Below are 24,989 nucleotides of genomic sequence, written 5' to 3' on the forward strand. Positions count from 1 at the left end.
GTGACCGATCGGACCGTCCGAGCCCTTCGACACCCCGCGTGAACCCCGCCCTCGCCGGCACACCCCCGCCGCGCAGTACCCGTTCCCGTTCCTGCTCCCGTTCCCGTCCCTGCTCCCGTTCCCGCCCCTGCCCCTGCCCAGAGGAGTTCCGTCATGCCCAAAATCAGCCGTGTCTGTCTCGCCGGCGCGGTCACCACGCTCGCCCTGACCGCCTCCGCCTGTACCGGCTCCAGTACGTCCGGCGCGAACGACGACGTGAGCAAGCCGTCCACCATCACCTTCTGGCATCCCTGGAGCGCCCCCAACGAGGTCAAGGCCATCGAGGCGAACGTCGCGGCCTTCGAGAAGGCGCACCCCACCATCAAGGTCAAGATCGTCGGCAATGTCGACGCCGACAAGGTGAACCAGGCGCTGCGCGCCGGCGGCTCCAACGCCCCCGACGTGGTGGCCTCCCCCGAGACCAGCAACGTCGGCAAGTTCTGCTCGTCCGGGGTCTTCGCCGACCTCAAGCCGTTCCTCGCGAAGTCGAAGATCGACACCGCGAAGACGTTCCCCAAGCCCATGTTGGACTACACCCAGTTCGAGGGCACGCGCTGCGCGCTGCCGCTGCTCGGCGACGCGTACGGCCTCTACTACAACAAGACGGCGTTCGAGAAGGCCGGCATCAAGTCCCCGCCGAAGACGCTCTCCGAGTTCAAGGCCGACGCGGTCAAGCTGACCAAGAGCAAGGGCGACAGCTACTCCCAGCTCGGCTTCATGCCGAACTTCCACGGCTACGAGGTCACCGTCCCGCACCTCGCGGCGCAGTGGGGACCCGAGTACTTCACCTCCGACGGGAAGTCCAACGTCGCCAAGGACCCGACTTTCAAGGGGCTGCTGACCTGGCAGCAGGACATGGTGAAGTCGCTCGGCGGCTTCAAGAAGCTGGAGAAGTACCGCTCCACCTTCGGTGACGAGTGGTCGGCGCAGAACCCGCTGCAGACCGGGCAGATCGCCATGAACATAGACGGCGAGTGGCGCGGCGGGATGATGGAGGACGCCGGTGTGAAGTTCGACTGGGGCGTCGCGCCGTTCCCCGTGCCGGACGACCAGGCCGCCACCTACGGCAAGGGCTTCCTGACCGGCACGGTCATCGGTCTCGCCAGTACCAGCAGCAAGCAGAACGCCGCCTGGGAGCTGGTGAAGTACATGACCACCGACACCGACGCGGTCGTCTCCTTCGCCAACGCCATCAACAACGTCCCCTCGACCTTCGAGGCGCTGAAGTCGCCGAAGCTCAAGAACGACGTGGCGATGAACGCGTTCGTGAAGATCGCCCAGAACCCGAACAGCAACACCACGCCCGCCGCGGTCAACGGCAGCGCCTACGAGGAGACGCTGCAGAATCTCGCGTACGACTACGAGTCCGGGAAGTCCAAGGACCTGGACGCGGGTCTGAAGAAGACCGCCGGACAGATCGACACCGACATCGCCAAGGCGAAGTAGTCCCATGGCGACCGTCTCCGGCCACGCGACGGCGCTTCGCTCGAAGCGCCGTCGGGAGGGGCTGCGCACGCTGGCGTTCCTCTCCCCCTGGCTCATCGGTTTCAGCGTCTTCTTCGCCTATCCGCTGCTCTCCACCGTCTACTTCTCCTTCATGAAGTACGACGGCTTCCGGCCGCCCACCTTCAACGGCCTCGCCAACTGGACGTACGTCTTCAGCCAGTACCCGTTCTTCTGGGCCGCGATGCGCAACACCCTGTGGCTCGTGGTGATCATGGTGGCGTGCCGGGTTCTCTTCGGGCTCGGGATCGGGCTGCTGATCACGAAGATCAAGACGGGTGCGGGGCTGTTCCGTACGTTCTTCTACCTTCCGTACCTCGCCCCGCCGGTGGCCGCGACCCTGGCCTTCGCCTTCCTGCTCAACCCGGGCACGGGCCCGGTCAACCAGGTGCTCGGCGATCTGGGCCTGCCCCAGCCAGGCTGGTTCAACGACCCGGCCTGGTCGAAGCCGGCGCTGACGCTGCTCGCTCTGTGGGGCATCGGCGATCTCATGGTCATCTTCATGGCGGCGCTGCTCGACGTGCCCAAGGAGCAGTACGAGGCGGCCGAGCTGGACGGCGCGGGGGCCTGGAAGCGGTTCCGGTTCGTCACGCTGCCGAACATCTCCCCCATCATGCTGTTCGCCGTCGTCACCGGTGTCATCCAGACCATGCAGTACTACACACAGCCGCTCATCGCCGGTAAGACGGCCAGCGGTGTCATCGGCGCCGGCGCAGGCCAGATCTACGAGCCCGGCTATCCGGGGAAGTCCACGCTCACGCTCCCCCAGCTCATCTACACCCTGGGCTTCCAGCGCTTCGACACCGGCTCCGCCTGTGTGGTCGCTCTCGTCCTGTTCGCTCTGTCCATGGCGTTCACCGCGCTGCTGATGCGCCGCCGCAGCGGCCTGATCACGGTGGAGGACTGATCCCCATGACCAACACCGTCACCGCACGCCCCACTGCCCCTTCGGCCGGCGGTCCGGCCTCCCCGGCCGGCCGTGGCCCGGCGGAGCGCGCCGCCCGCCGCCGGGCGCTGCTGCACTGGATCGGCGTGCACTCGCTCGGTATCGCGGCCGCGCTGTTCTTCGTGCTGCCGTTCGTCTTCATCCTGCTGACCTCCCTGATGGACGATCAGCAGGCGCTGACGAGCGCGCTGTGGCCGCGTTCCTGGAACTGGGACAACTACGCGCAGGTGTGGAACGCCCCCGGCTTCCTCACCTGGTGGCGCAACACCCTGCTGTACGCGGGTCTGGGCACGGCCTTGACCGTCGTCTCCAGCGTCCCGGTGGCCTACGCCCTGGCCAAGTTCCGCTTCCGCGGGCGACGCATCGCGATGATGCTCGTGATCTCCACGATGATGCTGCCGCCGCAGGTGATCATCGTGCCCATGTACCTGTTCTGGGCCAAGCAGATGCATCTGACCGGCACCCTGTGGCCGTTGATCATCCCGATGGCCTTCGGCGACGCGTTCAGTATCTTCCTGCTGCGTCAGTTCCTGCTGACCATCCCGGACGAGTATCTCGACGCGGCCAAGGTCGACGGCTGCGGTGATCTGCGCACCCTGTGGCGCATCGTCATACCGCTGGCCAAGCCGGGCATCGCCGCGGTCGCCCTGTTCCAGTTCTTCTACTGCTGGAACGACTACTTCGGCCCGCAGATATACGCCAGCGACAACCCGGCGGCCTGGACGCTGAGTTACGGGCTGGAGTCCTTCAAGGACAATCACCACACGAACTGGAATCTCACGATGGCCGCGACCCTGCTCGTCATGGCGCCGGTGATCGCGGTCTTCTTCTTCGCGCAAAAGGCCTTCATCGAAGGCGTGACACTGACAGGAGTCAAAGGGTGAAGCTGGCCGTCGTCGGCGGAGGATCGACCTACACACCGGAACTCATCGACGGATTCGCCCGGTTGAGCGACACCCTGCCCATAGAGGAGCTGGTCCTCGTCGACCCGGCCCTCGACCGTCTGGAGCTCGTCGGCGGGCTGGCCGGACGCATCTTCGCCCGGCAGGGCCACCCCGGGCGCATCACCACGACCGACGACCTCGACGCGGGTGTCGAGGGCGCCGACGCGGTGCTGCTCCAGCTCCGCGTGGGCGGACAGGCCGCCCGGCAAGAGGACGAGACCTGGCCGCTGGAGTGCGGCTGCGTCGGCCAGGAGACCACCGGCGCGGGCGGCCTCGCCAAGGCGCTGCGTACGGTCCCCGTGGTGCTCGACATCGCCGAGCGCGTCCGGCGGGCCAACCCGGACGCCTGGATCATCGACTTCACCAACCCCGTCGGCATCGTCACCCGCGCACTGCTCCAGGCCGGTCACAAGGCGGTCGGACTGTGCAACGTGGCGATCGGCTTCCAGCGGAAGTTCGCCGGAATGCTGGGAGTCACGCCGAGTGATGTGCACCTGGACCATGTGGGCCTCAACCACCTCACCTGGGAAACCCATGTGCGACTCGGCGGCCCCGAGGGCGAGGACGTCCTGCCGAAACTGCTCGCCGAGCACGGCGACACCATCGCCGGCGACCTGCGGCTGCCGCGGGACGTCCTGGACCGCCTGGGCGTTGTCCCCTCCTACTACCTGCGCTACTACTACGCGCACGACGAGGTCGTACGGGAACTGGGTACGAAACCGTCCCGGGCCGCGGAGGTGGCGGAGATGGAGCGGGAGTTGCTGGAGATGTACGGCGACCCGACCCTCGACGAGAAGCCGGCGCTGCTCGCCAAGCGGGGTGGCGCGTACTACTCCGAGGCCGCTGTGGATCTCGCCGCCTCGCTGCTTGGTGGAGGCGGCAGCCCCTACCAGGTCGTGAACACGTACAACAAGGGCACACTGCCGTTCCTGCCCGACGACGCCGTGATCGAGGTGCAGGCGGCGGTGGGGCACACCGGAGCCACCCCCCTGTCGGTCGCGCCGGTGGACCCGCTGTTCGCGGGGCTGCTGGCGAACGTCACCGCGTACGAGGACCTGGCCCTGGAAGCCGCTCTGCGCGGTGGCCGCGACCGGGTGTTCCGGGCGCTGCTCGCCCATCCCCTGGTCGGCCAGTACGCGTACGCCGACGGCCTCACCGACCGGCTGATCGCACACAACCGGGAGCACCTCGCGTGGGCGTGAGAGCACAGGTCCTCGCCGTGGACGCAGGGAACAGCAAGACCGACGTCGCGGTCGTGGCGGGCGACGGGAGCGTGCTCGCCACGGCCCGCGCCGGCGGGTTCCAGCCCCCCGTCGTCGGCGTCCGGGAGGCGGTCGACACGGTCGCCGAGGCCGTCGGCCGGGCCTTCGCCGAGGCGGGCGTCGACTCCGTGGACCATGTCTCCGCGTGTCTCGCCAACGCCGATCTGCCCGTGGAGGAGGAGCAGTTGGAGGCCGCGCTGCACGCCCGCGCGTGGGGCACGAGCGTGGTGGTCCGCAACGACACCTTCGCGATCCTGCGGGCCGGTGTGGAGGAGCCGCGCGGTGTGGCCGTGGTGTGCGGCGCGGGCATCAACTGCGTGGGCATGCGGCCCGACGGCCGCGTCGCGCGCTTCCCCGCGCTGGGCCGTATCTCCGGTGACTGGGGCGGGGGCTGGGCCCTGTCCGAGGAGGCTGTGTGGCACGGGGCGCGGGCCGAGGACGGGCGGGGCGGTCCGACCGCGCTGGCCCGCACCCTGCCCGCGCACTTCGGCCTCGGCTCCATGTACGCGCTGATCGAGGCCCTGCACCTGGGGCACATCGAGAACGCGCGGCGCCATGAGCTGACGCCGGTCCTGTTCGCCACGGCGGCAGGCGGCGACCCGGTGGCGCGCGCGCTCGTCGACCGGCTCGCGGACGAGGTCACGGCCATGGCGGTCGTCGCCCTGACCAGGCTCGGTCTGCTCGACGAGGAGACCCCGGTCCTGCTCGGCGGCGGTGTCCTGGCCGCCCGCCACCCTCAACTCGACGACCGCGTGCGGGAACTGCTGGCCGAGCGCGCCCCCAAGGCCGTACCCAGCGTCGTCACCGTGCGACCGGTCCTCGGTGCCGCCCTCCTGGGGCTCGACCACGAGGGCGCCCCCGCTCTGGCGCACGCCCGCGTGCGGGAGTTTTACGAGAGGGGCTGAGCGCCCCGGGAACCGGAACAGTTCAGGTTGGCGTATTCATGGGCAGGGGGGTGCGGGATCTTCGCTGCGCTGCGATCCGGGCAAGGCCCTACTGCGATCCGAACAAGATCGCATCAAGGCCTGTGCGGATGTCGGTCCCGGCGGCGATACTTACGGCCGTGCACCTTTTTCCCGCGCTTCCTGGCGTTCGGGCGGAGGTGACCGGCCGATGACCATGGGGGAGGTCAAGTGACGTATCAGCAGCAGGGGAGTGCGGCGCCACCGGGGCCGCCCGCGCCCACGATGCCCGCGGTGCCGCCGCAGGCGCCGCCGCCCGGCCCCCCGCCGGGTCCGCGGGGCCGGTCCGCTTCGCCCGGCGTGGCACCACCGCGGCGTACGGCGTGGGCGGAGGGCGTCGACCAGCTGCGGGCCGCGGCGACCACCGAGCCCGGGCGACTGCGCATCATCGGCGCCGTCCTCGCCCTCCTCGTCGTCGCCTTCGGCGCCGTCACCGCCTTGCAGACGGCCGACCGGTCGGCCGCCGCCGACGACGTGCTGAACAACAGCCAGCCGCTCAGCTCTGCCGCGGCCGACATCTACCGCTCGCTCGCCGACGCCAACACCACGGCCTCCAGCGGCTTCCTGGCCGGCGGCCAGGAGACGGCGGCCACCCGTGACCGGTACGAGAAGGACATCGGCAACGCCGCCGAAGGCCTGGTCAAGGCCGCCGCCAGCTCCGACCCCGGCTCCCCGGCGGCGGCGACCGTGGCCCGGCTGAACCGGCTGCTGCCGGAGTACAAGGGCCTGGTCGAGCGGGCCCGGACGTACAACCGGCAGGGTTATCCGGTCGGCGGAGCGTATCTGCGCTACGCCAACGAGAAGATGCAGAAGCAGATGCTCCCGGAGGCCGAGGACCTCTACACCAAGGAGAACCAGCGGCTGCGCGCCGACTACGCGGACGCCACGCCCTACCCATGGGCGGCGATCGGCCTCGGCGTCCTCGCGCTCGCCGGTCTCGCCTACGCCCAGCACCGCAACTACCGGCGCACCAACCGGGTGCTGAACCACGGCCTGGTCGCCGCCACGGCCACCGCCACGGTGGTCCTGCTGTGGCTGGTCGTCGGCCACAGCGTCGCCCGCGCGGATCTGAAAGCCTCCTACGCGGGCGGCGTCCGCTCGGTGGAGGTGCTGAACGACGCTCGCATCGCCTCCCTGAAGGCACGCGGCAACGAGAACCTGACGCTGGTCGCCCGCGGCGCGGAGACGAAGCAGGTGGGCGGCAAGGTCGTCGACGCCTACGACTACGACTTCAAGACCGACATGGACGCCCTCGGCAAGGGCCTGGCCAAGGCGGCAAAGCTCGCCGACGACGCCTCGGGCGCGAAACCGGTCACCGCGGCCGTCGGCAACATGAAGGTGTGGAAGGACCGCCACGGCGAGGCCCGCGGCGAGGATGAGAAGGGCAACTACGCCACCGCGCTGGCCAGGGTGATCGGGCCCACCGGCGCGACCGGCGAGTGCTTCGACAGCGTCGACGACAACCTCGACAAGGCGCTCGCCCACGAGACGGCCGAGTTCGAGCAGGCGGCCGGTGACGGTCTGGGCGCGATGACCGGGCTGTCGGTGGGCGCGGCCGTGCTGGCGGTCCTCGGCGCCGCGGGTGCGGTGCTGGGCATCGGGCGCAGACTGTCGGAGTACCGGTGAAAGGGGGCGTGACGATGCGCGGACGACGACTGCCGGCCCGTCTGAAGGGCTGGGGCGGGGTGGGGGCGATGGCGATCGTGTGTGCCCTCGTGGTGGCCTGCGCGCTGCTGCTGCCGCCGGCCCTGTCCCACGGCGACGGCACCACCGGCGCCGGTGGCCCGGGCGGCACCCGGGCCACCGCCCGGGCCACCCAGGCCAGGGCGGACGACGGCTGCCCGACACCGGCGATGAAGCAGGCCCCGGAGAAGCAGACCCTGTCCCCGTCGCGTGCCGACGGCAAGACCATCGAGGCGATCAAGAACCGTACGGGGAAGCGCAAGCTGATCGTCGGCGTCGACCAGAACAGCTACCGCTGGGGCTACCGCGACCCCAACAGCGGCGGCACCGGCGATCTGGAGGGCTTCGACATCGATCTGGTCCACCGGATCGCCCAGGACATCCTCGGTGACGCGGACGCGGTCCAGTTCAAGGCCATCCCGACCGACCAGCGCGTCCCGGCGATCCGGAGCGGCCGCGTCGACATGGTCGTCCGCACGATGACGATCAACTGCGACCGCCTCCGTGAGGTCGCGTTCTCCGCCCCCTACTTCAGGACCGGTCAGCAGGTCCTCGCCCCCAAGTCCTCGAAGATCACGGGCTACGACGGCTCGCTCGCGAAGAAGAGGATCTGCACGGCGGCGGGCTCCACCGCCCACACCCAGCTGGTCGAGGACCAGAAGGCGAAGACGCTGGTCTCCACCGCCGACCTGAGGACCACGGTCCCCAACCAACTCGACTGTCTCGTAAGGCTCCAGCTGGGCGAGGTCGACGCGGTGGTCACCGACGGCGCGCTCGCCGCGAGCCAGGCCGCGCAGGACCCGACGGTCGAGCTCAAGGGCAAGCCCTTCAACACCGAGTACTACGGAGTGGCGATGAAGAAGGACGCGGACGATCTGGTACGCCGGGTCAACCAGGTTCTGGTGGACTTCCGCAAGGACACGGCCGACGGCTGGCAGGTGTCGTACGACAGGTGGCTTTCCGCGACACTGGGCAAGGTCTCCACGACATCGAAACCGCCCTCACCGGCGGAGTACCTGCGCACGAGCTGACGGCTCCTCAGCAACACCTGCATCACATCATCAACTCATCAACTACTGACGGACACGGATTCTTCAGACGACCGACTGACGACACAGGACCGGCTGACGGCACACGACCGACGGACGGCACACAAGCAGCGAGAGGTGATCGATGGGCGTCACGGACCCCGCCGGGCCGGTGATGGACCGGGACGAGGTGGACCGTGCGCTGGCGCGGCTCGGCGCGGAGCACGAGGCGATCGAGACCTCGCTCCTCGCCCTCCAGGACCACGCGGGCCGCAGACTCCTCGAAGGCGCCGAGCTCACCGGTGTCACCAAGGAGCGCTGGCAGGCCGCGGATGCCTCCATCACGCTGCTGTGGGCGTACTTCGACACGTACACGGACGCGTTGCACTCCGCCCGCGGTGTCCGGGCCCGGCGCCGCTGGTCCAGCCGCGAGGACCTGGCCGAGCTGACCGAGCTGCTGCGTGGTGAGTCCGTCACGGTCGCGGGCTCGGCCACGGCGACCGCCAACGCGCCCACCCTGCACGGCGGTGCGAGCAAGCTGAGCGAACGGTTCTCGCTGGTCACCCTGGTGGACCGGATGAACGAGCTGTACGCGACCTCGCTGGACATGGTCGTCGCCGCCGACGCGGTGTGGTCGGCGCTGCCCGCCCGGATCGATTTACTCGCCGCGGAGCTTCAGCGCACCCGCCGTCTCGCCCACTCGGTCGGCGTGCGCCCCGGCGAACACCCTGCCGGTGACGACCTGGAACGCATCACCAGCACGCTGACCCACCTGCGCGAGCAGGTGATCTCCGACCCGCTGGCCTTCTGGACGCCCGCACCGGGCAGCTCGGCCCCGGGTGGCGGCAAGCCGGACACCACGGTGTACGACCGTGAGGCGCGCGCCCTGGAGGACGTACGCCGGGAGATCGACGCCGTGCTCACCGTCCGGCAGGACGCCGAGGTCCGGCTGGTAAAGCTGCGGGACGTGCTCTCCCGCGCGGACCGCACGCTCGCCGAGGCGCGCCTCGCGCGCGGTGAGGTGCTGGCGAAGATCGCCGCCACGGAGGTGCCGGTGGTGGGCGGCCCGCCGACCGCGCTGCAGGAGCAGCTGGCGACGGCCGCCGAGTACCGCAGACACGCCCAGTGGCACCGCCTGTCCCCGCTCCTGGACTCCCTGGAGCAGAAAGCGGAGGACGAACTGCTGCGCGCCCGCGAGTCGTTGACCGAGGTCACCGCGCCCCTGGCGGTCCGCGCGGAACTGCGCGGCCGCCTCGACGCGTACAAGGCGAAGGTCGCCCGGCACGGCCTCGCCGAGGACCCGTTCCTCATCGAGCGGTACGACGCGGCCCGCCGCATGCTGTGGAGCGCGCCCTGCGACCTGCGGGTCGCCGAACAGGCCGTCCTGCGCTACCAGCGGGCGGTCGTCGAACTGTTCGGCGCCCCGCGGGTGTCCGGGCAGGGCGGACCCGAGGACCGTAGGGGGGAGTCGTCGTCATGAGCCAGGCGGAGCAGAACCAGGCGGAGCAGAGCCGGGCAGGGCAGAGCCAGGAACAGCAGAGCCAGGCAGAGCAGAGCCAGGCAGAGCGCGGTCAGGCGGAGCAGAGCCAGGCTGGGCAGAGCCAGGCGCAGCGGCCCTGTCAGCGGCCCAGCTGCGACGGGGCGTACGAGGATGTGGGCGGCGGCGAGCTGTACTGCGACACCTGCGGTCTCGCCCCGGTCGTCTCGGCGACCGGCTGGGTCGGCTCACCGCCCACCGGGATCGCGGCAGGCGGCCACGGCTCCACGGGGTCGTCCGGCACCAGTTCCCCCTCCAGCGGCCGCAGTTCGCGTACGTCCCCGCAGTCGTCGAAGTCACGGCGCTCGGTCTCCGGGCGGCTGTCGCGGTCCCTGTCGGGCAAGGGCACGGGCCGCTCGGTGTCGGTGCGCAGCTCCGGCTCCGGTTCCGGGTCCTCCAGCCGCGGGCGGCTCGGCGCGGGCCTGGTCGACGTGCCGGGGGTGCCGCGCCCCGATCCGCGGGTGATGGTGCTGGAGAACCCCGAGGTGCCCGAGCGCAAGCGGTTCTGTTCGCGCTCCGACTGCGGGGCACCGGTGGGCCGCGCGCGTGGTGACCGGCCCGGCCGCACGGAGGGCTTCTGCACCAAGTGCGGCCACCCGTACTCCTTCGTACCGAAGCTGAAGACCGGCGACGTCGTGCACGGTCAGTACGAGGTCGTGGGCTGTCTGGCGCACGGCGGCCTCGGCTGGGTCTACCTCGCCGTGGACCGTGCGGTGTCCGACCGGTGGGTGGTCCTCAAGGGCCTGCTCGACACCGGCGACCAGGACGCGATGGCCGCCGCGATCTCCGAGCGGCGCTTCCTCGCGGAGATCGAGCACGCCAACATCGTGCGGATCTACAACTTCGTCGAGCACCTCGACCAGCGCACGGGTTCGCTGGACGGGTACATCGTCATGGAGTACGTCGGCGGCAAGTCCCTCAAGGAGATCGCCAACGCCCGCCGCACACCGGAGGGCAGGCGGGACCCGCTGCCGGTGGAACAGGCGTGCGCGTACGGCATCGAGGCGCTGGAGGCGCTCGGCCATCTGCACAGCCGCAACCTGCTGTACTGCGACTTCAAGGTCGACAACGCCATCCAGACCGAGGACCAGCTCAAGCTGATCGACATGGGCGCGGTGCGCAGGATGGACGACGACGAGTCGGCCATCTACGGCACGGTCGGCTACCAGGCTCCGGAGGTCGCAGAGGTGGGCCCCTCGGTCGCGTCCGACCTCTACACGGTCGCGCGCACCCTCGCCGTCCTGGCCTTCGACTTCCAGGGTTACACGAACGTCTTCGTGGACTCCCTGCCCGACCCCGACAACATCGCGGTCTTCCGCCAGTACGAGTCGTTCTACCGCCTCCTGGTCCGCGCCACCGATCCCGACCCGGCCGGCCGCTTCGCCTCCGCCCAGGAGATGGCGGAACAGCTGACGGGCGTGCTCCGGGAGGTCGTGTCGCTGCAGACCGGCCGGGCACGGCCGGCGCTCTCCAGCCTGTTCGGCCCCGAAGTCCGCGTCGTGGACACGGAGTTGTTCCCGAAGCTGGACGGGGAGGTGTCACGGCTGGGGGCGCGGGTGACGCCGGTGAGGCGCCGAGGCCGCAGGGGCGCCGCGGGCTCGCCCGTCTCCCCGGCGGGCTCGCCCGCCACCCCAGTCGGCTCGCCTCATCTGCAAGCGGTTTCCCATCAGGCCGCTCCCTCCTCTTCCGCCGCGCCTCCCTCTTCCGCCGCGTTTCCCTCTTCCGCCGCGTTTCCCTCGTCCGCCGCGTTTCCCTCCTCCTCCGCCGCTCTCTCCTCTCCGGCCGCTCGCCCTCACCTTTCCGTCGGGGTCGAGGGCGGGGTCGGGGTCGGGGTCGGCGGAGCCGGGCGGACGGGTGGGGCGGCCGCAAGCGCTCCGGGTCTGGTGAAGCCCGTCGACTCCCCCGCCGCGGCCCTGGCGTTGCCCGTACCGCACGTGGACGTCGCCGATCCGAACGCCGGTTTCCTGGCGGGTCTGATGACCACCGCTCCGGCCGAGCTGCTCGGCGCCCTCGCCGCCGCGCCGACCCCGTCCAGCGAGACCCGGCTCAGGCAGATCCGCGCCTGGCTGGAGAACGGCGACACCCACACCGCGCACGAGTCCCTGCTCCGGTTGGAGGAGGAGCGGCCCGACGACTGGCGGGTCGTCTGGTACCGGGGCGTGGCCGCCCTGGTGACCGGCGACGAGGAGGCAGCCGCGCTGACCTTCGACGCGATCTACGACGCCTTCCCCGGCGAGATGGCCCCCAAGCTGGCCCTGGGCCTGTGCGCGGAGGTGCTCGGCCAGCTGGACAACGCCGCCGAGTACTACCGCCTCGTCTGGTCGACCGACCCCAGCTATGTGAGCGGCGCCTTCGGTCTGGCCCGCGTCCAACTCGCCGCCGGGGACCGCCGTGGCGCCGTGAGAACGCTGGAGTCGGTGCCGGAGTCGTCCATCCACTACACCGCCGCGCGCGTGGCCGCCGTACGGGCAAGGCTGCGACAACGCACCGCGATCGCCTCCGACGTACCCTTCCTGGACGATCTGATCGCCGCCGCCGGTCAGGTCGAGGCCCTGGATGCGTACGGTCTGGATCCGTCCCGGCGAGAGCAGTTGTCGGCGGAAGTTCTCGGCTGCGCGCTGGACTGGATACTCTCCGGTGGCCAGGGTTTTGTGCCTCCCCCCACCGCCGGGGGACGGGTACTGCTCGGCAGTGGACTGGACGAGCAGGGCCTGCGCTTCGGCCTGGAACGTTCGTACCGCACGCTGGCCCGGCTGGCGTCGGGCGGCGAGGAGAGGATCGACCTGGTGGAACGTGCCAACCGTTACCGCCCCCGGACATGGGTGTAGTTGATGTCGCAGATGCCCCAGCTGTCCGCCTGCCCGAGCTGCGAGGAACCGCTCGACTCGGGTGACCGTTTCTGCGGTGCGTGCGGATATGACCTGTCCGCCGTGCCCGTACGGCCGGACGACAACCCGACCATCGCCATGAACGGCAGCGCGCCGCCCCCACCGGGCGGCGCCGCCGGTGCGCCCTGGCCGGTGATCCCCCAGCCGGGCGGCGCCGCCGAACCGGCCCCCCCGACGCACCCCCCGGCACACCTGCCGGCGGGCCTCCCGGGCACCGGCCCGGAGGGCACCGCCTTGCCGTCGATGCCACCGCTGCCGCCACTGCCGCCACTGCCGGCGCAGCCGCCGCACCCGGGATCGGAGCAGCCGCCGCTCACCGGTTCCCCCGTCTCCCCGGCCCCAGGCGTCCGCTTCGACCGCCCGGCGGAGCCCGAGGAGTACCCGCTCCAGGCACCGGAACCGCGCGCGACCGCCGGTGTGCCCACGCCGCCCGAGGGCACCCAGGTGTGCGTGGCCTGCCGGGCGGGCCGGGTGGACAGCGACGGCTACTGCGAGAACTGCGGGCACGCCCAGCCGCGCGAGCGCGACCACATGGAGCAGGACGCCGGCCCGGTCGCCGCCGTCAGCGACCGCGGTCTGCGCCACCACCGCAACGAGGACGCCTTCGGCCTCGGCTGTGCCGCGCTGCCCGACGGCTCGTCCGCGGTCCTGGCGATCGTCTGCGACGGGGTGTCCTCCGCGACCCGCCCCGACGACGCCTCCCTGGCCGCGTCCCGGGCCGCGAGCGAGACCCTGCTGGCCGCCCTGCCGCAGGGCACCCACCCGCAGCAGGCCATGCACGACGCGATCGTCGTCGCCTCCCGCGCGGTCAACTCGCTGGCCGACGAACCCGCCACCGCCCGCGAGCACGCCCCGCACCAGAACGCCCCTGCCTGCACCCTCGTCGGCGCGGTCGTCACCTCCGGTCTGCTGGTCGTCGGCTGGGTCGGCGACAGCCGCGTCTACTGGGTCCCGGTGGACCGCAGCGCGCCCCCGGCCCGGCTCACCGAGGACGACTCCTGGGCCGCCCAGATGGTCGCCGCGGGTCTGATGAACGAGGCGGAGGCGTACGCCGACGAGCGCGCCCACGCGATCACCGGCTGGCTCGGCGCGGACGCCTACGAACTGGAGCCGCACACCGCTTCCTTCAAGCCGGACCGGCCCGGGGTGGTGGTGGTGTGCACCGACGGACTGTGGAACTACGCGGAGGCGGCCGAGGAACTGGCCCAGGTCCTGCCGCTGGACGCCGCCGTGCGCCCGCTGCACAGCGCCCGCGTCCTGGTCGGTCACGCCCTGGACGGTGGGGGCCACGACAACGTAACAGTGGCCGTCCTGCCGTTCCCGGCCCCGCCTCAGGGGGCAGGATCCGCCTGAGGCCACACGCACGGGTCGCACGGGTTGCACGGCCTTGCGTCTCGTGCGGCTCGTGCGGCTCGTAGCGCCAGGACGCCTCGACGGACCGGAGGGGACCGGTCCGTCACATCGTCATCGCCCCGCATCCGTGGGGCGTTCAAGGGGGACGTTCATGGGGGACGTCCCACGGGGGACGGTCAAGGGGGATGTGAGTAGGCATGGCCAATTTCTCGAAGTCGAACGTGCCGCAGTTCTCGGTGGACGTGTACCAGAACGAGTACCTGCCCGAGGGCGGCCGCGAGGTCAACGCGATCATCACGGTGACCGCCACCGGCGGCGGTACGGTCGGGAGCGCGGTCGCGGCGCCCCACCTCTACGCGCCAGGGCAGGGCCCGTCCGCGGCCGTGGCGATCATGGTCGACTGCTCGGGCTCGATGGACTACCCGCGGACCAAGATGCGCAACGCCCGGGACGCCACGGCCGCCGCGATCGACACCCTGCGCGACGGTGTGCACTTCGCGGTGATCGGCGGCACCCACGTGGCCAAGGAGGTGTACCCGGGCGACGGTCGTCTCGCGGTCGCCGACGCCACCACCCGCGACCAGGCCAAGCGGGCCCTGCGCAAGCTCAGCGCGGGCGGCGGCACCGCGATCGGCACCTGGCTGCGTCTCGCCGACCGGTTGCTGTCCTCCGCGGACGTCGCCATCCGCCACGGCATCCTGCTCACCGACGGCCGCAACGAACACGAGTCGCCGGAGGACCTGAAGGCCTCCCTGGACTCGTGCGTCGGCCGTTTCACCTGTGACGCCCGCGGAGTGGGCACCGACTGGGAAGTGAAAGACGTCACAGGGGTCGCCTCCGCGCTGCTCGGCACCGCCGACATCGTCGCCGACCCGGCCGCCCTCACCGCCGACTTCACGCACATGATGGAGACGGCCATGGGCAAGGAGGTCGCGGACGTCGCCCTCAGGCTGTGGACCCCGGTCGGCACCACGGTGAAGTTCGTCAAGCAGGTCGCTCCGACGGTCGAGGAGCTCACCCACCGCCGTACGGAAGCCGGCCCGCGCGCCGGGGACTACCCCACCGGGTCCTGGGGCGACGAGTCCCGTGACTACCACGTCAACGTCGAGATACCGGCCGCCCACGTCGGCCAGGAGATGCTCGCCGCCCGGGTCTCCCTCGTGGTCCCGCAGCCCGAGGGCACCTTCCAGAGCCTCGGCGCCCAGGGTCTCGTACGGGCCGTATGGACCGACGACATGGTCGCCTCCACGTCGATCAACCCCCAAGTCGCCCACTACACGGGCCAGGCAGAACTGGCACAGGCCATCCAACAAGGGCTGGATCTACGCAAAGCGGGCGATACGGATGGAGCAACGGCCAAACTGGGCCGGGCCGTTCAGCTCGCCAGCGCCTCCGGAAACGCGGATACTGCGAAACTGCTTGCGAAGGTGGTGGACGTGGTCGATGCCACGACAGGTACTGTGCGACTGAAGGCGAAGGTCGAGAACGCCGACGAGATGACTCTCGAAACCCGGTCGACAAAGACTGTTCGTGTAAAAAAGTGACTTGAACGAGTTGCGAGCCTGGCCCCTCGGGGTTGGAGAAATCCGGTCATAACGGCCGGCCAAGGAGAGGGGGAAGCGCCGACATGCCGACCTGCCCGAACGGACACCAGTCGGGTTCCGACGACTGGTGCGAGGTGTGCGGTCACCGCATGGCCGGAGCCGTGCCCCCGCCCCCTCCTCCGCCGCCCCCCGGCGGTGGATACGGCTTCCCGCCGCCCCAGGGCACCCAGCCCGGTCAGCCCGGCGGACGTCCGCCGCACCTGTCCGGCGTACCGGACCCCGAGCCGGAGCTCTGCCCGCAGTGCCGTACGCCCCGCGAGGGCGGCGCACCGTTCTGCGAGGAGTGCCGGTGGAACTTCCTGACCAACACGGCGACCTCGTACACCCCGGCCGCCCCGCCCCCGCCGGCGCCCGGCCCCAACCCGGCCGCCCGCTTCCAGCAGCAACCGGGCCCGTCGTACGGCAGCGGTGACGGGTACGACTACCAGAGCTCCCGCCCGTCGCAGGTGAACCGCCCCGCCGAGCCGATACCGCCGGGCGCGCCGTTCGGCGGCCAGCAGGGGCCGGGTGGCCCGGGTGGCCAGGGCCCCGGTGGGCCTGGTGGGCCCGGTGGGCCCTCCGGTCCGGGCGGACCCGGTGGTCCCGGTGGTCCCGGCGGCCAGCAGGGCTTCGGCGGCCCCGGTGGCCCCGGACCCGGTGGTCCAGGTGGCCCCGGTGGTCCTGGTGGCCAGGGCGGTTACGGCGGTCCCGGCGGTCCCGGTGGCCAGCAAGGCTTCGGCGGTCCCGGCGGTCCGAATCCCGGTGGGCCGGGTGGCCAGGGTGGTTACGGCGGGCCCTCCGGTCCAGGCGGCCCCGGCGGCCAGCAAGGCTTCGGCGGCCCCGGCGGTCCGGGTCCCGGTGGCCCCGGTGGCCCCGGTGGCCAGCAAGGCTTCGGCGGTCCCGGCGGTCCCGGACCCGGTGGTCCGGGTGCGCCCGGCCCCTTCGGTGCCGACCCGTCGCGGCCGGTTCCGCCGCCGCCCGGGCCGACCCCGCACGGCGGCCCCGGAGGTCCCGGCGGCCCCCAGGCACCCCAGGCACCCCAGGCGTTCCATCAGCAGCCCGGCCCGTCGGGTCCCTCGGCCCCGCCCGGGTTCCCGCAGGAGAACCGGCCGCAGCAGGGCGGTCCGTCCTTCGGCGGCGGCAACGACGACTGGGTGATCTCCCCGCCGTCGGGTGGCCCCGGCGGCCCCGGCCAGGGCCCCGGCGGTGGTTACGGCTACCCGCAGCCCGGCTCGGCGCAGTCCCCTCCCGGCAGCGGCTACCCGCAGCAGCCGACGACGTGGACGGCGACGATCGGCCCGGACCGCGACTACTTCATGGCGATGATGCAGCGCTCCGGCCCCGAGGCCACGGGCCTCAACCTGCCCGCGTACTCGCCCGAGCAGCAGCGCACCCTCTCCGGCAACCAGCTCACCATCGGCCGCCGCCGCCACTCCACCGGCGACACCCCCGACATCGACCTGTCGGTGCCGCCGGAGGACCCGGGCGTCTCGCACCAGCACGCGGTGCTGGTCCAGCAACCGGACGGTTCCTGGGCGGTCGTCGACCAGAACTCGACGAACGGTACGACGGTGAACGGCGGCGAGGAGCCGATCCAGCCGTTCGTGCCGGTGCCGCTTCAGGACGGGGACCGGGTGCACGTGGGCGCCTGGACGACGATCACGATCCGGCGCGGTTAGATCCCACCAGGCCGCGGCTTGATCCCATCAAGCCGCGGCAGGTTCCGTCAGGCGGGAGGCGGCCAGGCGTCGTCAGTTTCCTTCAGGTGGGAAGTGGCCAGGCGTACGGCCCCTCCGGGTCGTCCAACCAGGCCCACTCGTGCTTGGCGCGGACCGTGATGCCGTACCGCTCGCGCTGCGGCTGCCCCTCGCGCTCCCACAGCGCGTAGACCTCCCGCGGATCGAGGCGACCGCGCGTCAGGGCGAGCAGGAACCGGAACAGTTCGTTCTCCCTGGCCCGGCGCGGCAGTCCGCCCAGCGGAGTCGGCGGCGGCTCGGGCCCGCCGCCGCGCAACGGCACGAAGTAGACGGGCGTGTGCAGAAAGCGTCCCTCGGCGTGCCCTGCGTCGCGCACGGTGAGAGCCACCAGGCCGGTGCCGAGCGGGGTCAGGATCCGGGCGCCGGGGCGGCACTGGGCGAGCCAGGCGCGGGGGATCGACGGGAGCGCGCAGGTCGCGACGATCCGGTCGAAGGGGGCACGTTCGGGCACGCCTCGCGCTCCGTCGCCGGTGACCACGACCGGGCGGTACCCGGCTGCGGCCAGATGCCGCCGGGCCGCCTCGGTGATCTCCGGTTCCAGATCGACGGTGGTGACGAGGTCGTCGTCGCCGAGCCGGTGCGCGAGCAGGGCCGCGTTGTAGCCGGTGCCGGCGCCGATCTCCAGGACTCTGTCGCCGTCCGTGATCCGCAGTTCGGCCAGCATCATCGCCATCAGCGAGGGCTGGCTGCTGGAGGAGACCAGTTCTCCGTCCCGCAGCCGGGTGGCCAGCGGGGTGTCGGCGTACACCCCGCGTACCCAGCGCTCACGGGTGCGCGGGTCGGGGCTCTCGCCCCACTGGCGTTCGTAGCCGTCGATGCCCCCGACGTAGTAGTACGGCACGAACAGATGCCGCGGCACCGCCTCGAACGCCTCCCGCCACACCGGGTCGGCGGCCCAGGCTCCGCTCGTGTCGATCTCCCGCACCAGCGCCGCCCGTGCCGACGTGGCGAGGTCGTCCAGGTCTTTGTCGAGAACATGCGCGCCCATGCGTCCACTGTCCTGCGGGAGCCGCAGAGAAGCTAGCGGTCCCGTCCGCACCCGCCCGGCCCCCTCCCGGTCCTTGCCCGGTCCTCGCCCGGTCCCGGCCGTGGGTCCTAGGCCTTGAGACCTGGGTCCTGCGGTCTGAGAACATGGAGGGCGTGAAAGAGATCCGGCGCGGCACGCTGCAGACGCAGACCTTCTACGAGCAGGTCGGCGGGGAGGAGACCTTCCGCCGCCTCGTCCACCGTTTCTACGAGGGAGTCGCCGAGGACCCGGTCCTGCGGCCCATGTATCCCGAGGAGGACCTGGGCCCGGCCGAGGAGCGCCTCACGCTCTTCCTGATCCAGTACTGGGGTGGCCCGACGACGTACAGCGACAGCCGCGGCCACCCGCGCCTGCGCATGCGGCACGTCCCCTTCACCGTGAACCGAGAGGCGCACGACGCCTGGGTGAGGCACATGCGGGACGCTGTCGACTCCCTCGGCCTGTCCGAGGAGCACGAGGAGACGCTGTGGAACTACCTGACGTACGCGGCCGCCTCGATGGTGAACACCCCGGACTAGCGTGATCCGCAAGCCGAGGACCCGGGCGAGAGCGTACGGACCCGACCGCACCAGCGTCCGCACGGTCACCGGCGGCCCGTCGAACAAGGTGCGCGCGGCGTTTCCGCACGGCGGTGTCGGCGACCTCACGGCCCTCCGCGGGCACGTCGGCCCGGACGATCAGCGCGGTGTCGGCGGTGTCGGCGGCGTTGCGGGGATCCCGCAGCCCGCCGACTACGGCCGGTCCCTGGACATGCGCGACCTCGTGGCCTGGAACCGGAACTGGGCCCGGAACCGGAACCGGACCACATCGGCGTCTGTCCGGGTCTGTCCGGCGAAAGCAACCGTAAGGGAGGAGCGGACGTCAGCGGCCATCAGGGGGAGGGCCGGACGACAGCGCCCGTGACTGGTGAGCGACGACAGCGCCCGTAGCCGATCAGCCGCTGATCAGTCGTCGATCAGCCGACCACGACACCCGCTGAGGGCCGACCGGGACACCCGCTGATGTGGTCAGCCATACACCCGCTGATAAATGATCAACGCACGCTGACGCCGAACGCCCCGAGCCCCGTCCTGCGTACGGCGATCGACCCGTACGGCGTCCGCAGCCTCAGCCACGCACCCGACGAGAACAACGCCAGATCCTCCGCACGCCGCGTCGGCCGCAGGAACCCCAGCGACTGCGCCGCGTGCACGGCCCGCACCGGCAGCCCGGTCCGGCCGACGGCCCGGGACCAGATCTCCCGCCCGATCCGGTCGAGCTCGGCCCGCGTACGCCGCTCGGCCGCCAACTCCTCCGTACGGGAGCGGAATTCGGCGACGCCCCCGGCAACCATCGCCCGCAGCGCGTCCGGCTCCGGCAGCCCGGACTCCGCCTGCCAGCCACCGCGCGGCGGCAGTACCCCGGCCCACGGCGGACCGGTGACCGCGTCCGGCACGACGGCGGTGGCCGCCGACTCGTCGACGGATTCCAGCAGTTCACCCGCGGACACGGTCACGTCCAGCGTGACGTCCAGACCGTTCTCATACGGCTTGGCGAGCCGTACCGCACGGATCGCCAGCACCTCGAAGGACGGCGGCCGGCCGAAGACGGCGAGCGCGGTGCCGGCCGCCTGGAGGCGCACCGCGGCCGAACGGTCGTAATGGAGCAGCCGGGAGAGGAAGGCCGCGAAGTCCGCCGCCTCCCCCTCGTCGGCCAGGTGGAGCACCGTCATGCGGCGACGGCCTCCGCCTCGGAGTCGTCGGTGTCGTCGGAGTCCATGTACTCCGTCAGGAACTCGCGTTCCTCCGCGGTGATCCGCCGCGGCCGCTGTGCCTCGAAGTCGAACGGCACGATCACCGTGGAGGCCTGGACGTAGACCTGGTCCGGGTCCTTGACCTCGTAGGTCAGCGTGAAGGAGGCCGCCCTTATCCGCGTGACCCACAGCTCGATGTCCACGGGCGTGTGCCGGTGGACGAGCTGCCTCTTGTAGTCGATCTCATGGCGCGCCACCACGGACCCCTGCTGGAAGTCCTTGTCCGGGCGGAACAGGAAGTCGATACGGGCTTCCTCCAGGTACCGGAGGAAGACCACGTTGTTGATGTGGCCGTACGCGTCCATGTCCGCCCAGCGCAGCGGGCAGCGGTAGATGTGCCGCAAGATCGATCAGTCCCGGGTCAGCTTCTTGTAGGTGGCGCGGTGCGGACGCGCGGCGTCCGCTCCGAGCCGCTCGATCTTGTTCTTCTCGTACGAATCGAAGTTGCCCTCGAACCAGAACCACTTGGAGTCACCCTCGTAGGCGAGGATGTGCGTGGCCACCCGGTCGAGGAACCACCGGTCGTGGGAGACGACCACGGCCGCACCCGGGAACTCCAGCAGCGCGTTCTCGAGGGAGGACAGGGTCTCGACGTCGAGGTCGTTCGTGGGCTCGTCGAGGAGCAGCAGGTTGCCGCCCTGCTTCAGGGTGAGCGCGAGGTTGAGCCGGTTGCGCTCACCACCGGAGAGGACACCGGCGGGCTTCTGCTGGTCCGGGCCCTTGAACCCGAAGGCGGAGACGTAGGCGCGGGACGGCATCTCGACCTGGCCCACATTGATGTAGTCCAGCTCGTCGCTGACCACGGCCCACAGGCTCTTCTTCGGGTCGATGTTCTCGCGGCTCTGGTCGACGTACGAGATCTTGACCGTGTCGCCGACCTTGATCGTGCCCGAGTCGGGCTCTTCCAGACCCTGGATCATCTTGAAGAGCGTGGTCTTGCCGGCCCCGTTCGGGCCGATGATCCCGACGATCCCGTTACGCGGCAGCGTGAACGAGAGATCATCGATCAGGACCTTGTCCCCGAAGCCCTTGTTGAGGTGGTTGACCTCGACGACGATGCTGCCGAGCCGCGGGCCCGGCGGGATCTGGATCTCCTCGAAGTCCAGCTTCCGCATCTTGTCGGCCTCGGCGGCCATCTCCTCGTAGCGGGCCAGACGCGCCTTGGACTTGGCCTGCCGCCCCTTGGCGTTGGAGCGGACCCACTCGAGCTCTTCCCTGAGCCGCTTCTGCCGCTTGGCGTCCTTCGCACCCTCGACCTTGAGGCGGGTGGCCTTGGTCTCCAGGTACATGGAGTAGTTGCCCTCGTAGCCGTGCAGACGGCCGCGGTCGACCTCGCAGATCCACCCGGCGACGTTGTCGAGGAAGTACCGGTCGTGGGTGACGGCCACCACGGTTCCCGCGTACTTGGCCAGGTGCTGCTCCAGCCAGTTCACCGACTCGGCGTCAAGGTGGTTGGTGGGCTCGTCGAGGAGCAGCAGATCGGGCGCCTCCAGCAGCAGCTTGCACAGCGCGACGCGGCGCTTCTCACCGCCGGAGAGGGTGGTGACGGGCCAGTCGCCGGGCGGGCAGCCGAGGGCGTCCATGGCCTGTTCGAGCTGGGCGTCGAGATCCCACGCGTTGCTGTGGTCGAGATCCTCCTGGAGCTTGCCCATCTCGTCGAGCAGAGCGTCGGAGTAGTCGGTCGCCATCAGCTCGGCGATCTCGTTGAACCGGTCGAGCTTGCCCTTGATCTCGGCGACACCCTCCTGGACGTTCTCGAGGACGTTCTTCTCCTCGTTCAGCGTCGGCTCCTGCAGCAGGATGCCGACGCTGTAGCCGGGAGCGATGAACGCGTCACCGTTCGACGGCTGCTCGATCCCCGCCATGATCTTCAGAATGGTCGACTTACCGGCACCGTTCGGACCGACCACACCGATCTTCGCGCCGGGCAGGAAATTCAGGGTGACGTCGTCAAGGATCACCTTGTCGCCGTGCGCCTTGCGCGCCTTGCGCATGGTGTAGATGTACTCAGCCAAGAGAAACCGTCCGGCAGCTTGAAATCTGGCAGTTAGCAGATACACCCCATCTTGCCGCACCGCCACCCCTGGGTCCTAACCCGTATGGGCGGGGGGCTGTGAGCTGGGGGTTCACTGGGGGTGACTGGGGCTTCGTCACTGGGTCTCCAACGCTTCGGTAAGCGCTTCGCTGAACCACCGGTGGCTGACGAAGGGCCCCACGCCCCGAGCAACCCGGTTCGGGCTCCGAGACGCAGTCTCCTGGTTCTTGCCGGTCAGCCCTGGGTCAGCCCTGGGTATCCCGCCTGCGTACGACGATCAGTGCCGCGCCGCCGAACACGACCAGGGCGATGGCCACGCCCACGATCATCGGGGTCGCGGCGGAGGCGCCGGTCTCGGCGAGGTTGACGTCCGCCGTGGTGGTTCCCACCGTCACGGGGCTCGGCTCGCTGAGGGTCTGGATCGTGACGCCGGTCGCGCTGCCCTGGGTCCGGCAGTCGAGGACGCCGGTGAAGCGCTTGTCGAAGCCGGCCGCCTCGATCGTGAAGTCGTACGCCTGGTCCTCCTGGAGCGGGACCGTCACCGTGCGGGACTCGCCCGCCGTGATGGTGTGCTCGGCACCCAGCAGGTCGAAGGTGAACGCCTCGTCGCCCTCGTTGGCCGCGGTGATGTCCAGGCCGCCCTTGGCGCAGTTCCTGGCCGCGGAGAGGGCGGGTATCGCACCGGTCGCAGCCCAGCTCGCGCCGGCCTTCGCCGAGACCGTGGACTCGCTGGAGCCGGCCAGGATCTGTGTCTGGCTGCGGCTCTCGGAGGTGAAGGCACGGCCGACCGGCACGGTCGTGGACGCCTGGACGGTCAGGTCCGCCGAGCCGGCGGGGGCGTCCTCAGGCACCTCGAAGAACAGCTGGCTGCCGTCGAGCGCGGAGGTGGCGTCCTTTCCGTCCTTGCCGATGATCCGCACCCCGCTGGTGGCGGCGTCCGCCGGCGGGGCCACCGTCACCGCGGACGCGTTGGTGTGCACGGTCACCGGGCCCAGCAGCGCACCGGGCCGGCCGGAGACCGCGGGCGGGTCGAGTGTCAGCGACGCCGCGGGTTCCGTCATGTTCCGGGCGCTCTTCTCCAGGTAGTCCGCGAGCTTCTCCGCCTGCGGGTCGAGGGCGTCGACGTCCGCGCCGTCCGAGTAGCGCCAGATGGCCACCTGGGTGCCGGCCGCCGCGTCCTGCTCGGTGAGCCCGCTGCCCACACGCGCCGTGGCGGCGAGCGCGGCGAGGTCGTTGACCTGCGGGTAGGAGTTCTGCAGGATCCACCGGATCCTGCCCGCGTCCTTGTTGGCGCCGAGCGAGGTGCCGCTCCACGGGGTCTCGTGGTACTTGGCGTCCCGCTGGGTGGGGTTGTGCAGGTCGACGCAGTACGTCTGCAGCATGCCGCCGCCCTCGACGGACATCTCGAACAGGCCCGCCGACACCGTCAGGTCCCCGGTCTCGCCGTGGATGACGGCGTCGCCGTACGTCTTCAGACCGCCTATGGAGGCGGTCGCCCCGCCTTGGTTCTGCGCGGTCTCGTCCGCCGATGCCGTACCGGCGCCGGCGAGCACACCGGCGGCGACGAGACCGGACACCAACGTCGCGGCGACGAGGCGGACCGCCCCTCGCCTGCGCGGCGACGGCGCGAAGAACGAAGAAAACACAGAATTCCCCTTCGAGCAGGACCCGTTGACGTGGGGGTTACGGTCCCACCAGCAGAATCAGAAGCTCCGAGAGCTACGTTCGGCATCCTAGGGACCGGGCGCACCAGGCTTCCCAGTGAGGCAGTCGGACCAGTGATCCGACTCGGAATCGTTATCGCCGAGACCACCCACACGAAGGGCTTATCGACAAATCCACCGGCGTCGCACGGAACGCATTCACCGATAAGCCACAGGTCGGTCAGGTCGGTCAGGTCGCTTCAACTCGCGTCAGGTCGCATCAGATCCCGTCAGGTCGGGTGAGACCCGGTGGTGGGTGACGTCATGTCACCGCCGCGGGCTCCCGGTGCTGTGGGGCGGCCGGCTCGGCGGGAGGAGTCTCCCAACTCGGCTCCGACTTGGGAGTCTCCCAACTCGGCTCCGCTTGTGACGATGCGCCGGCACCGGCCGTCACCGCCTCCCCCGGTTTCGTGCGCCGGAAGGCGGAGGTGCCGCGCGCCATGTCGTGACCGATCGCCACCGCGTCGATGTCCGCCGAGGTCCAGCTCTGCCCTTCCCGCAGCTCCGTACGCACCTTCAACCTGCCCTGCACCATGACCGGGTCACCCACGTTCAGCGAACCCGCCGTGTTGGTGGCGAGCTGCCGATTGGCCCACACCGTGAAGAAGTTGGTGTGGCCGTCCGTCCAGGTGCTCTTCTCGCGGTCCCAGTAGCGCGCGGTCACCGCCAGCCGGAACCGCGCCGACGCCCCCGACGCCAGCTCCCGGTACACCGGCTGCGTCGCCACGTTGCCCACCGCGCAGACCATCGTCTCGTTCATCACGAACCCCTCCCTCACCCGGCCGCTGACGCCGGGCAGACACGCGTACGGGCTCGTCCCGTACGGCTGCTTCCGTCTTCCGTCACGACCGCGTCCGCCGCGATCGCGCGAAATCCAGACTGCCTCCGCCGGGCCGAGCCCGCTGAGCCCTGTGGACCACCGCCCGCCTGTGGAAAACTCCCTCACC

The 24,989-nt window shown here is 70.8% G+C and carries 20 protein-coding genes; 14 read left to right on the plus strand and 6 right to left on the minus strand.

The window, feature by feature from the left end:
* The first annotated feature begins 153 nt into the window (after positions 1-153).
* The 12 genes from M2271_RS06210 to M2271_RS06265 all read left to right on the plus strand — a co-directional run bounded on the left by M2271_RS06210 (position 154) and on the right by M2271_RS06265 (position 17,407).
* The gene (locus M2271_RS06210) at positions 154-1,485 is read left to right on the plus strand and encodes an ABC transporter substrate-binding protein (RefSeq protein ID WP_280886079.1); all 1,332 of its coding nucleotides are present in this window, start codon (positions 154-156) and stop codon (positions 1,483-1,485) included.
* A gap of 4 nt (positions 1,486-1,489) precedes the next feature.
* Positions 1,490-2,449, plus strand: coding sequence for a sugar ABC transporter permease (locus tag M2271_RS06215; protein WP_280886080.1), 960 nt, complete (start codon positions 1,490-1,492; stop codon positions 2,447-2,449).
* Between the two features lie 5 nt (positions 2,450-2,454).
* The gene (locus M2271_RS06220) at positions 2,455-3,372 is read left to right on the plus strand and encodes a carbohydrate ABC transporter permease (RefSeq protein ID WP_280886081.1); all 918 of its coding nucleotides are present in this window, start codon (positions 2,455-2,457) and stop codon (positions 3,370-3,372) included.
* Positions 3,369-4,634: a 6-phospho-beta-glucosidase gene (locus M2271_RS06225; protein WP_280886082.1), complete on the plus strand. Its 1,266-nt coding sequence runs from the start codon at positions 3,369-3,371 to the stop codon at positions 4,632-4,634. The genes M2271_RS06220 and M2271_RS06225 overlap by 4 nt, the downstream gene beginning before the upstream one ends.
* Entirely contained in the window at positions 4,625-5,599 is a 975-nt protein-coding gene (locus M2271_RS06230) for a BadF/BadG/BcrA/BcrD ATPase family protein (protein WP_280886083.1), read from the plus strand. Before M2271_RS06225 ends, M2271_RS06230 begins: the two co-directional genes overlap by 10 nt.
* A 282-nt stretch (positions 5,600-5,881) precedes the next feature.
* A complete protein-coding gene (locus M2271_RS06235) occupies positions 5,882-7,282 on the plus strand; it encodes a hypothetical protein (protein ID WP_280886237.1) in 1,401 nt (466 codons plus the stop codon).
* 14 nt (positions 7,283-7,296) lie between these two features.
* Positions 7,297-8,370 carry a glutamate ABC transporter substrate-binding protein gene (locus tag M2271_RS06240; RefSeq protein ID WP_280886084.1) on the plus strand — a complete coding sequence of 358 codons (1,074 nt, stop codon included), beginning with the start codon at positions 7,297-7,299 and terminating at the stop codon, positions 8,368-8,370.
* A 142-nt stretch (positions 8,371-8,512) separates the two neighbouring features.
* On the plus strand, positions 8,513-9,847 hold the full coding sequence (locus tag M2271_RS06245) for a hypothetical protein (protein WP_280886085.1): 1,335 nt from the start codon (positions 8,513-8,515) through the stop codon (positions 9,845-9,847).
* Entirely contained in the window at positions 9,844-12,732 is a 2,889-nt protein-coding gene (locus M2271_RS06250; RefSeq protein ID WP_348539147.1) for a tetratricopeptide repeat protein, read from the plus strand. The genes M2271_RS06245 and M2271_RS06250 overlap by 4 nt, the downstream gene beginning before the upstream one ends.
* On the plus strand, positions 12,733-14,145 hold the full coding sequence (locus M2271_RS06255) for a protein phosphatase 2C domain-containing protein (RefSeq protein WP_280886086.1): 1,413 nt from the start codon (positions 12,733-12,735) through the stop codon (positions 14,143-14,145). It abuts the gene before it with no gap.
* 197 nt (positions 14,146-14,342) lie between these two features.
* The gene (locus M2271_RS06260; protein ID WP_280886087.1) at positions 14,343-15,689 is read left to right on the plus strand and encodes a VWA domain-containing protein; all 1,347 of its coding nucleotides are present in this window, start codon (positions 14,343-14,345) and stop codon (positions 15,687-15,689) included.
* A gap of 83 nt (positions 15,690-15,772) precedes the next feature.
* The gene (locus M2271_RS06265) at positions 15,773-17,407 is read left to right on the plus strand and encodes an FHA domain-containing protein (RefSeq protein WP_280886088.1); all 1,635 of its coding nucleotides are present in this window, start codon (positions 15,773-15,775) and stop codon (positions 17,405-17,407) included.
* An 82-nt stretch (positions 17,408-17,489) separates the two neighbouring features.
* Here M2271_RS06265 and M2271_RS06270 read toward each other — a convergent pair whose 3' ends face one another.
* On the minus strand, positions 17,490-18,473 hold the full coding sequence (locus tag M2271_RS06270) for a methyltransferase domain-containing protein (protein WP_280886089.1): 984 nt from the start codon (positions 18,471-18,473) through the stop codon (positions 17,490-17,492).
* A 143-nt stretch (positions 18,474-18,616) separates the two neighbouring features.
* Between M2271_RS06270 and M2271_RS06275 the strand changes: the two genes are divergently transcribed.
* Positions 18,617-19,030 carry a globin gene (locus M2271_RS06275; RefSeq protein WP_280886090.1) on the plus strand — a complete coding sequence of 138 codons (414 nt, stop codon included), beginning with the start codon at positions 18,617-18,619 and terminating at the stop codon, positions 19,028-19,030.
* Between the two features lies 1 nt (position 19,031).
* On the plus strand, positions 19,032-19,415 hold the full coding sequence (locus tag M2271_RS06280; RefSeq protein WP_280886091.1) for a hypothetical protein: 384 nt from the start codon (positions 19,032-19,034) through the stop codon (positions 19,413-19,415).
* 130 nt (positions 19,416-19,545) lie between these two features.
* Here M2271_RS06280 and M2271_RS06285 read toward each other — a convergent pair whose 3' ends face one another.
* The 5 genes from M2271_RS06285 to M2271_RS06305 form a co-directional block, all read right to left on the minus strand.
* A complete protein-coding gene (locus M2271_RS06285) occupies positions 19,546-20,223 on the minus strand; it encodes a hypothetical protein (protein ID WP_280886092.1) in 678 nt (225 codons plus the stop codon).
* A complete protein-coding gene (locus M2271_RS06290; protein WP_280886093.1) occupies positions 20,220-20,648 on the minus strand; it encodes a thioesterase family protein in 429 nt (142 codons plus the stop codon). The genes M2271_RS06285 and M2271_RS06290 overlap by 4 nt, the downstream gene beginning before the upstream one ends.
* A 6-nt stretch (positions 20,649-20,654) precedes the next feature.
* A complete protein-coding gene (ettA, locus tag M2271_RS06295) occupies positions 20,655-22,319 on the minus strand; it encodes an energy-dependent translational throttle protein EttA (RefSeq protein ID WP_280886094.1) in 1,665 nt (554 codons plus the stop codon).
* 265 nt (positions 22,320-22,584) lie between these two features.
* Complete coding sequence (locus tag M2271_RS06300) at positions 22,585-23,985, minus strand: thioester domain-containing protein (RefSeq protein ID WP_280886095.1); 1,401 nt, start codon at positions 23,983-23,985, stop codon at positions 22,585-22,587.
* Positions 23,986-24,304: 319 nt separating this feature from the next.
* Positions 24,305-24,802 carry a single-stranded DNA-binding protein gene (locus M2271_RS06305; RefSeq protein WP_280886096.1) on the minus strand — a complete coding sequence of 166 codons (498 nt, stop codon included), beginning with the start codon at positions 24,800-24,802 and terminating at the stop codon, positions 24,305-24,307.
* Between the last annotated feature and the right edge of the window lie 187 nt (positions 24,803-24,989).

The organism is Streptomyces sp. LBL (assembly GCF_029893585.1).
Lineage (GTDB): Bacteria > Actinomycetota > Actinomycetes > Streptomycetales > Streptomycetaceae > Streptomyces.

What these genes read in the sequence shown, in the direction of transcription:
- M2271_RS06275 (WP_280886090.1), top strand. Translation starts at nt 18,617, where the DNA reads ATGGAGGGCGTGAAAGAGATCCGGCGCGGCACGCTGCAGACGCAGACC.
- M2271_RS06215 (WP_280886080.1), top strand. Translation starts at nt 1,490, where the DNA reads ATGGCGACCGTCTCCGGCCACGCGACGGCGCTTCGCTCGAAGCGCCGT.
- M2271_RS06235 (WP_280886237.1), top strand. Translation starts at nt 5,882, where the DNA reads ATGCCCGCGGTGCCGCCGCAGGCGCCGCCGCCCGGCCCCCCGCCGGGT.
- M2271_RS06285 (WP_280886092.1), bottom strand. Translation starts at nt 20,223, where the DNA reads ATGACGGTGCTCCACCTGGCCGACGAGGGGGAGGCGGCGGACTTCGCG.
- M2271_RS06245 (WP_280886085.1), top strand. Translation starts at nt 8,513, where the DNA reads ATGGGCGTCACGGACCCCGCCGGGCCGGTGATGGACCGGGACGAGGTG.
- M2271_RS06270 (WP_280886089.1), bottom strand. Translation starts at nt 18,473, where the DNA reads ATGGGCGCGCATGTTCTCGACAAAGACCTGGACGACCTCGCCACGTCG.
- M2271_RS06305 (WP_280886096.1), bottom strand. Translation starts at nt 24,802, where the DNA reads ATGAACGAGACGATGGTCTGCGCGGTGGGCAACGTGGCGACGCAGCCG.
- M2271_RS06210 (WP_280886079.1), top strand. Translation starts at nt 154, where the DNA reads ATGCCCAAAATCAGCCGTGTCTGTCTCGCCGGCGCGGTCACCACGCTC.
- M2271_RS06265 (WP_280886088.1), top strand. Translation starts at nt 15,773, where the DNA reads ATGCCGACCTGCCCGAACGGACACCAGTCGGGTTCCGACGACTGGTGC.
- M2271_RS06260 (WP_280886087.1), top strand. Translation starts at nt 14,343, where the DNA reads ATGGCCAATTTCTCGAAGTCGAACGTGCCGCAGTTCTCGGTGGACGTG.
- M2271_RS06220 (WP_280886081.1), top strand. Translation starts at nt 2,455, where the DNA reads ATGACCAACACCGTCACCGCACGCCCCACTGCCCCTTCGGCCGGCGGT.
- M2271_RS06240 (WP_280886084.1), top strand. Translation starts at nt 7,297, where the DNA reads ATGCGCGGACGACGACTGCCGGCCCGTCTGAAGGGCTGGGGCGGGGTG.
- M2271_RS06250 (WP_348539147.1), top strand. Translation starts at nt 9,844, where the DNA reads ATGAGCCAGGCGGAGCAGAACCAGGCGGAGCAGAGCCGGGCAGGGCAG.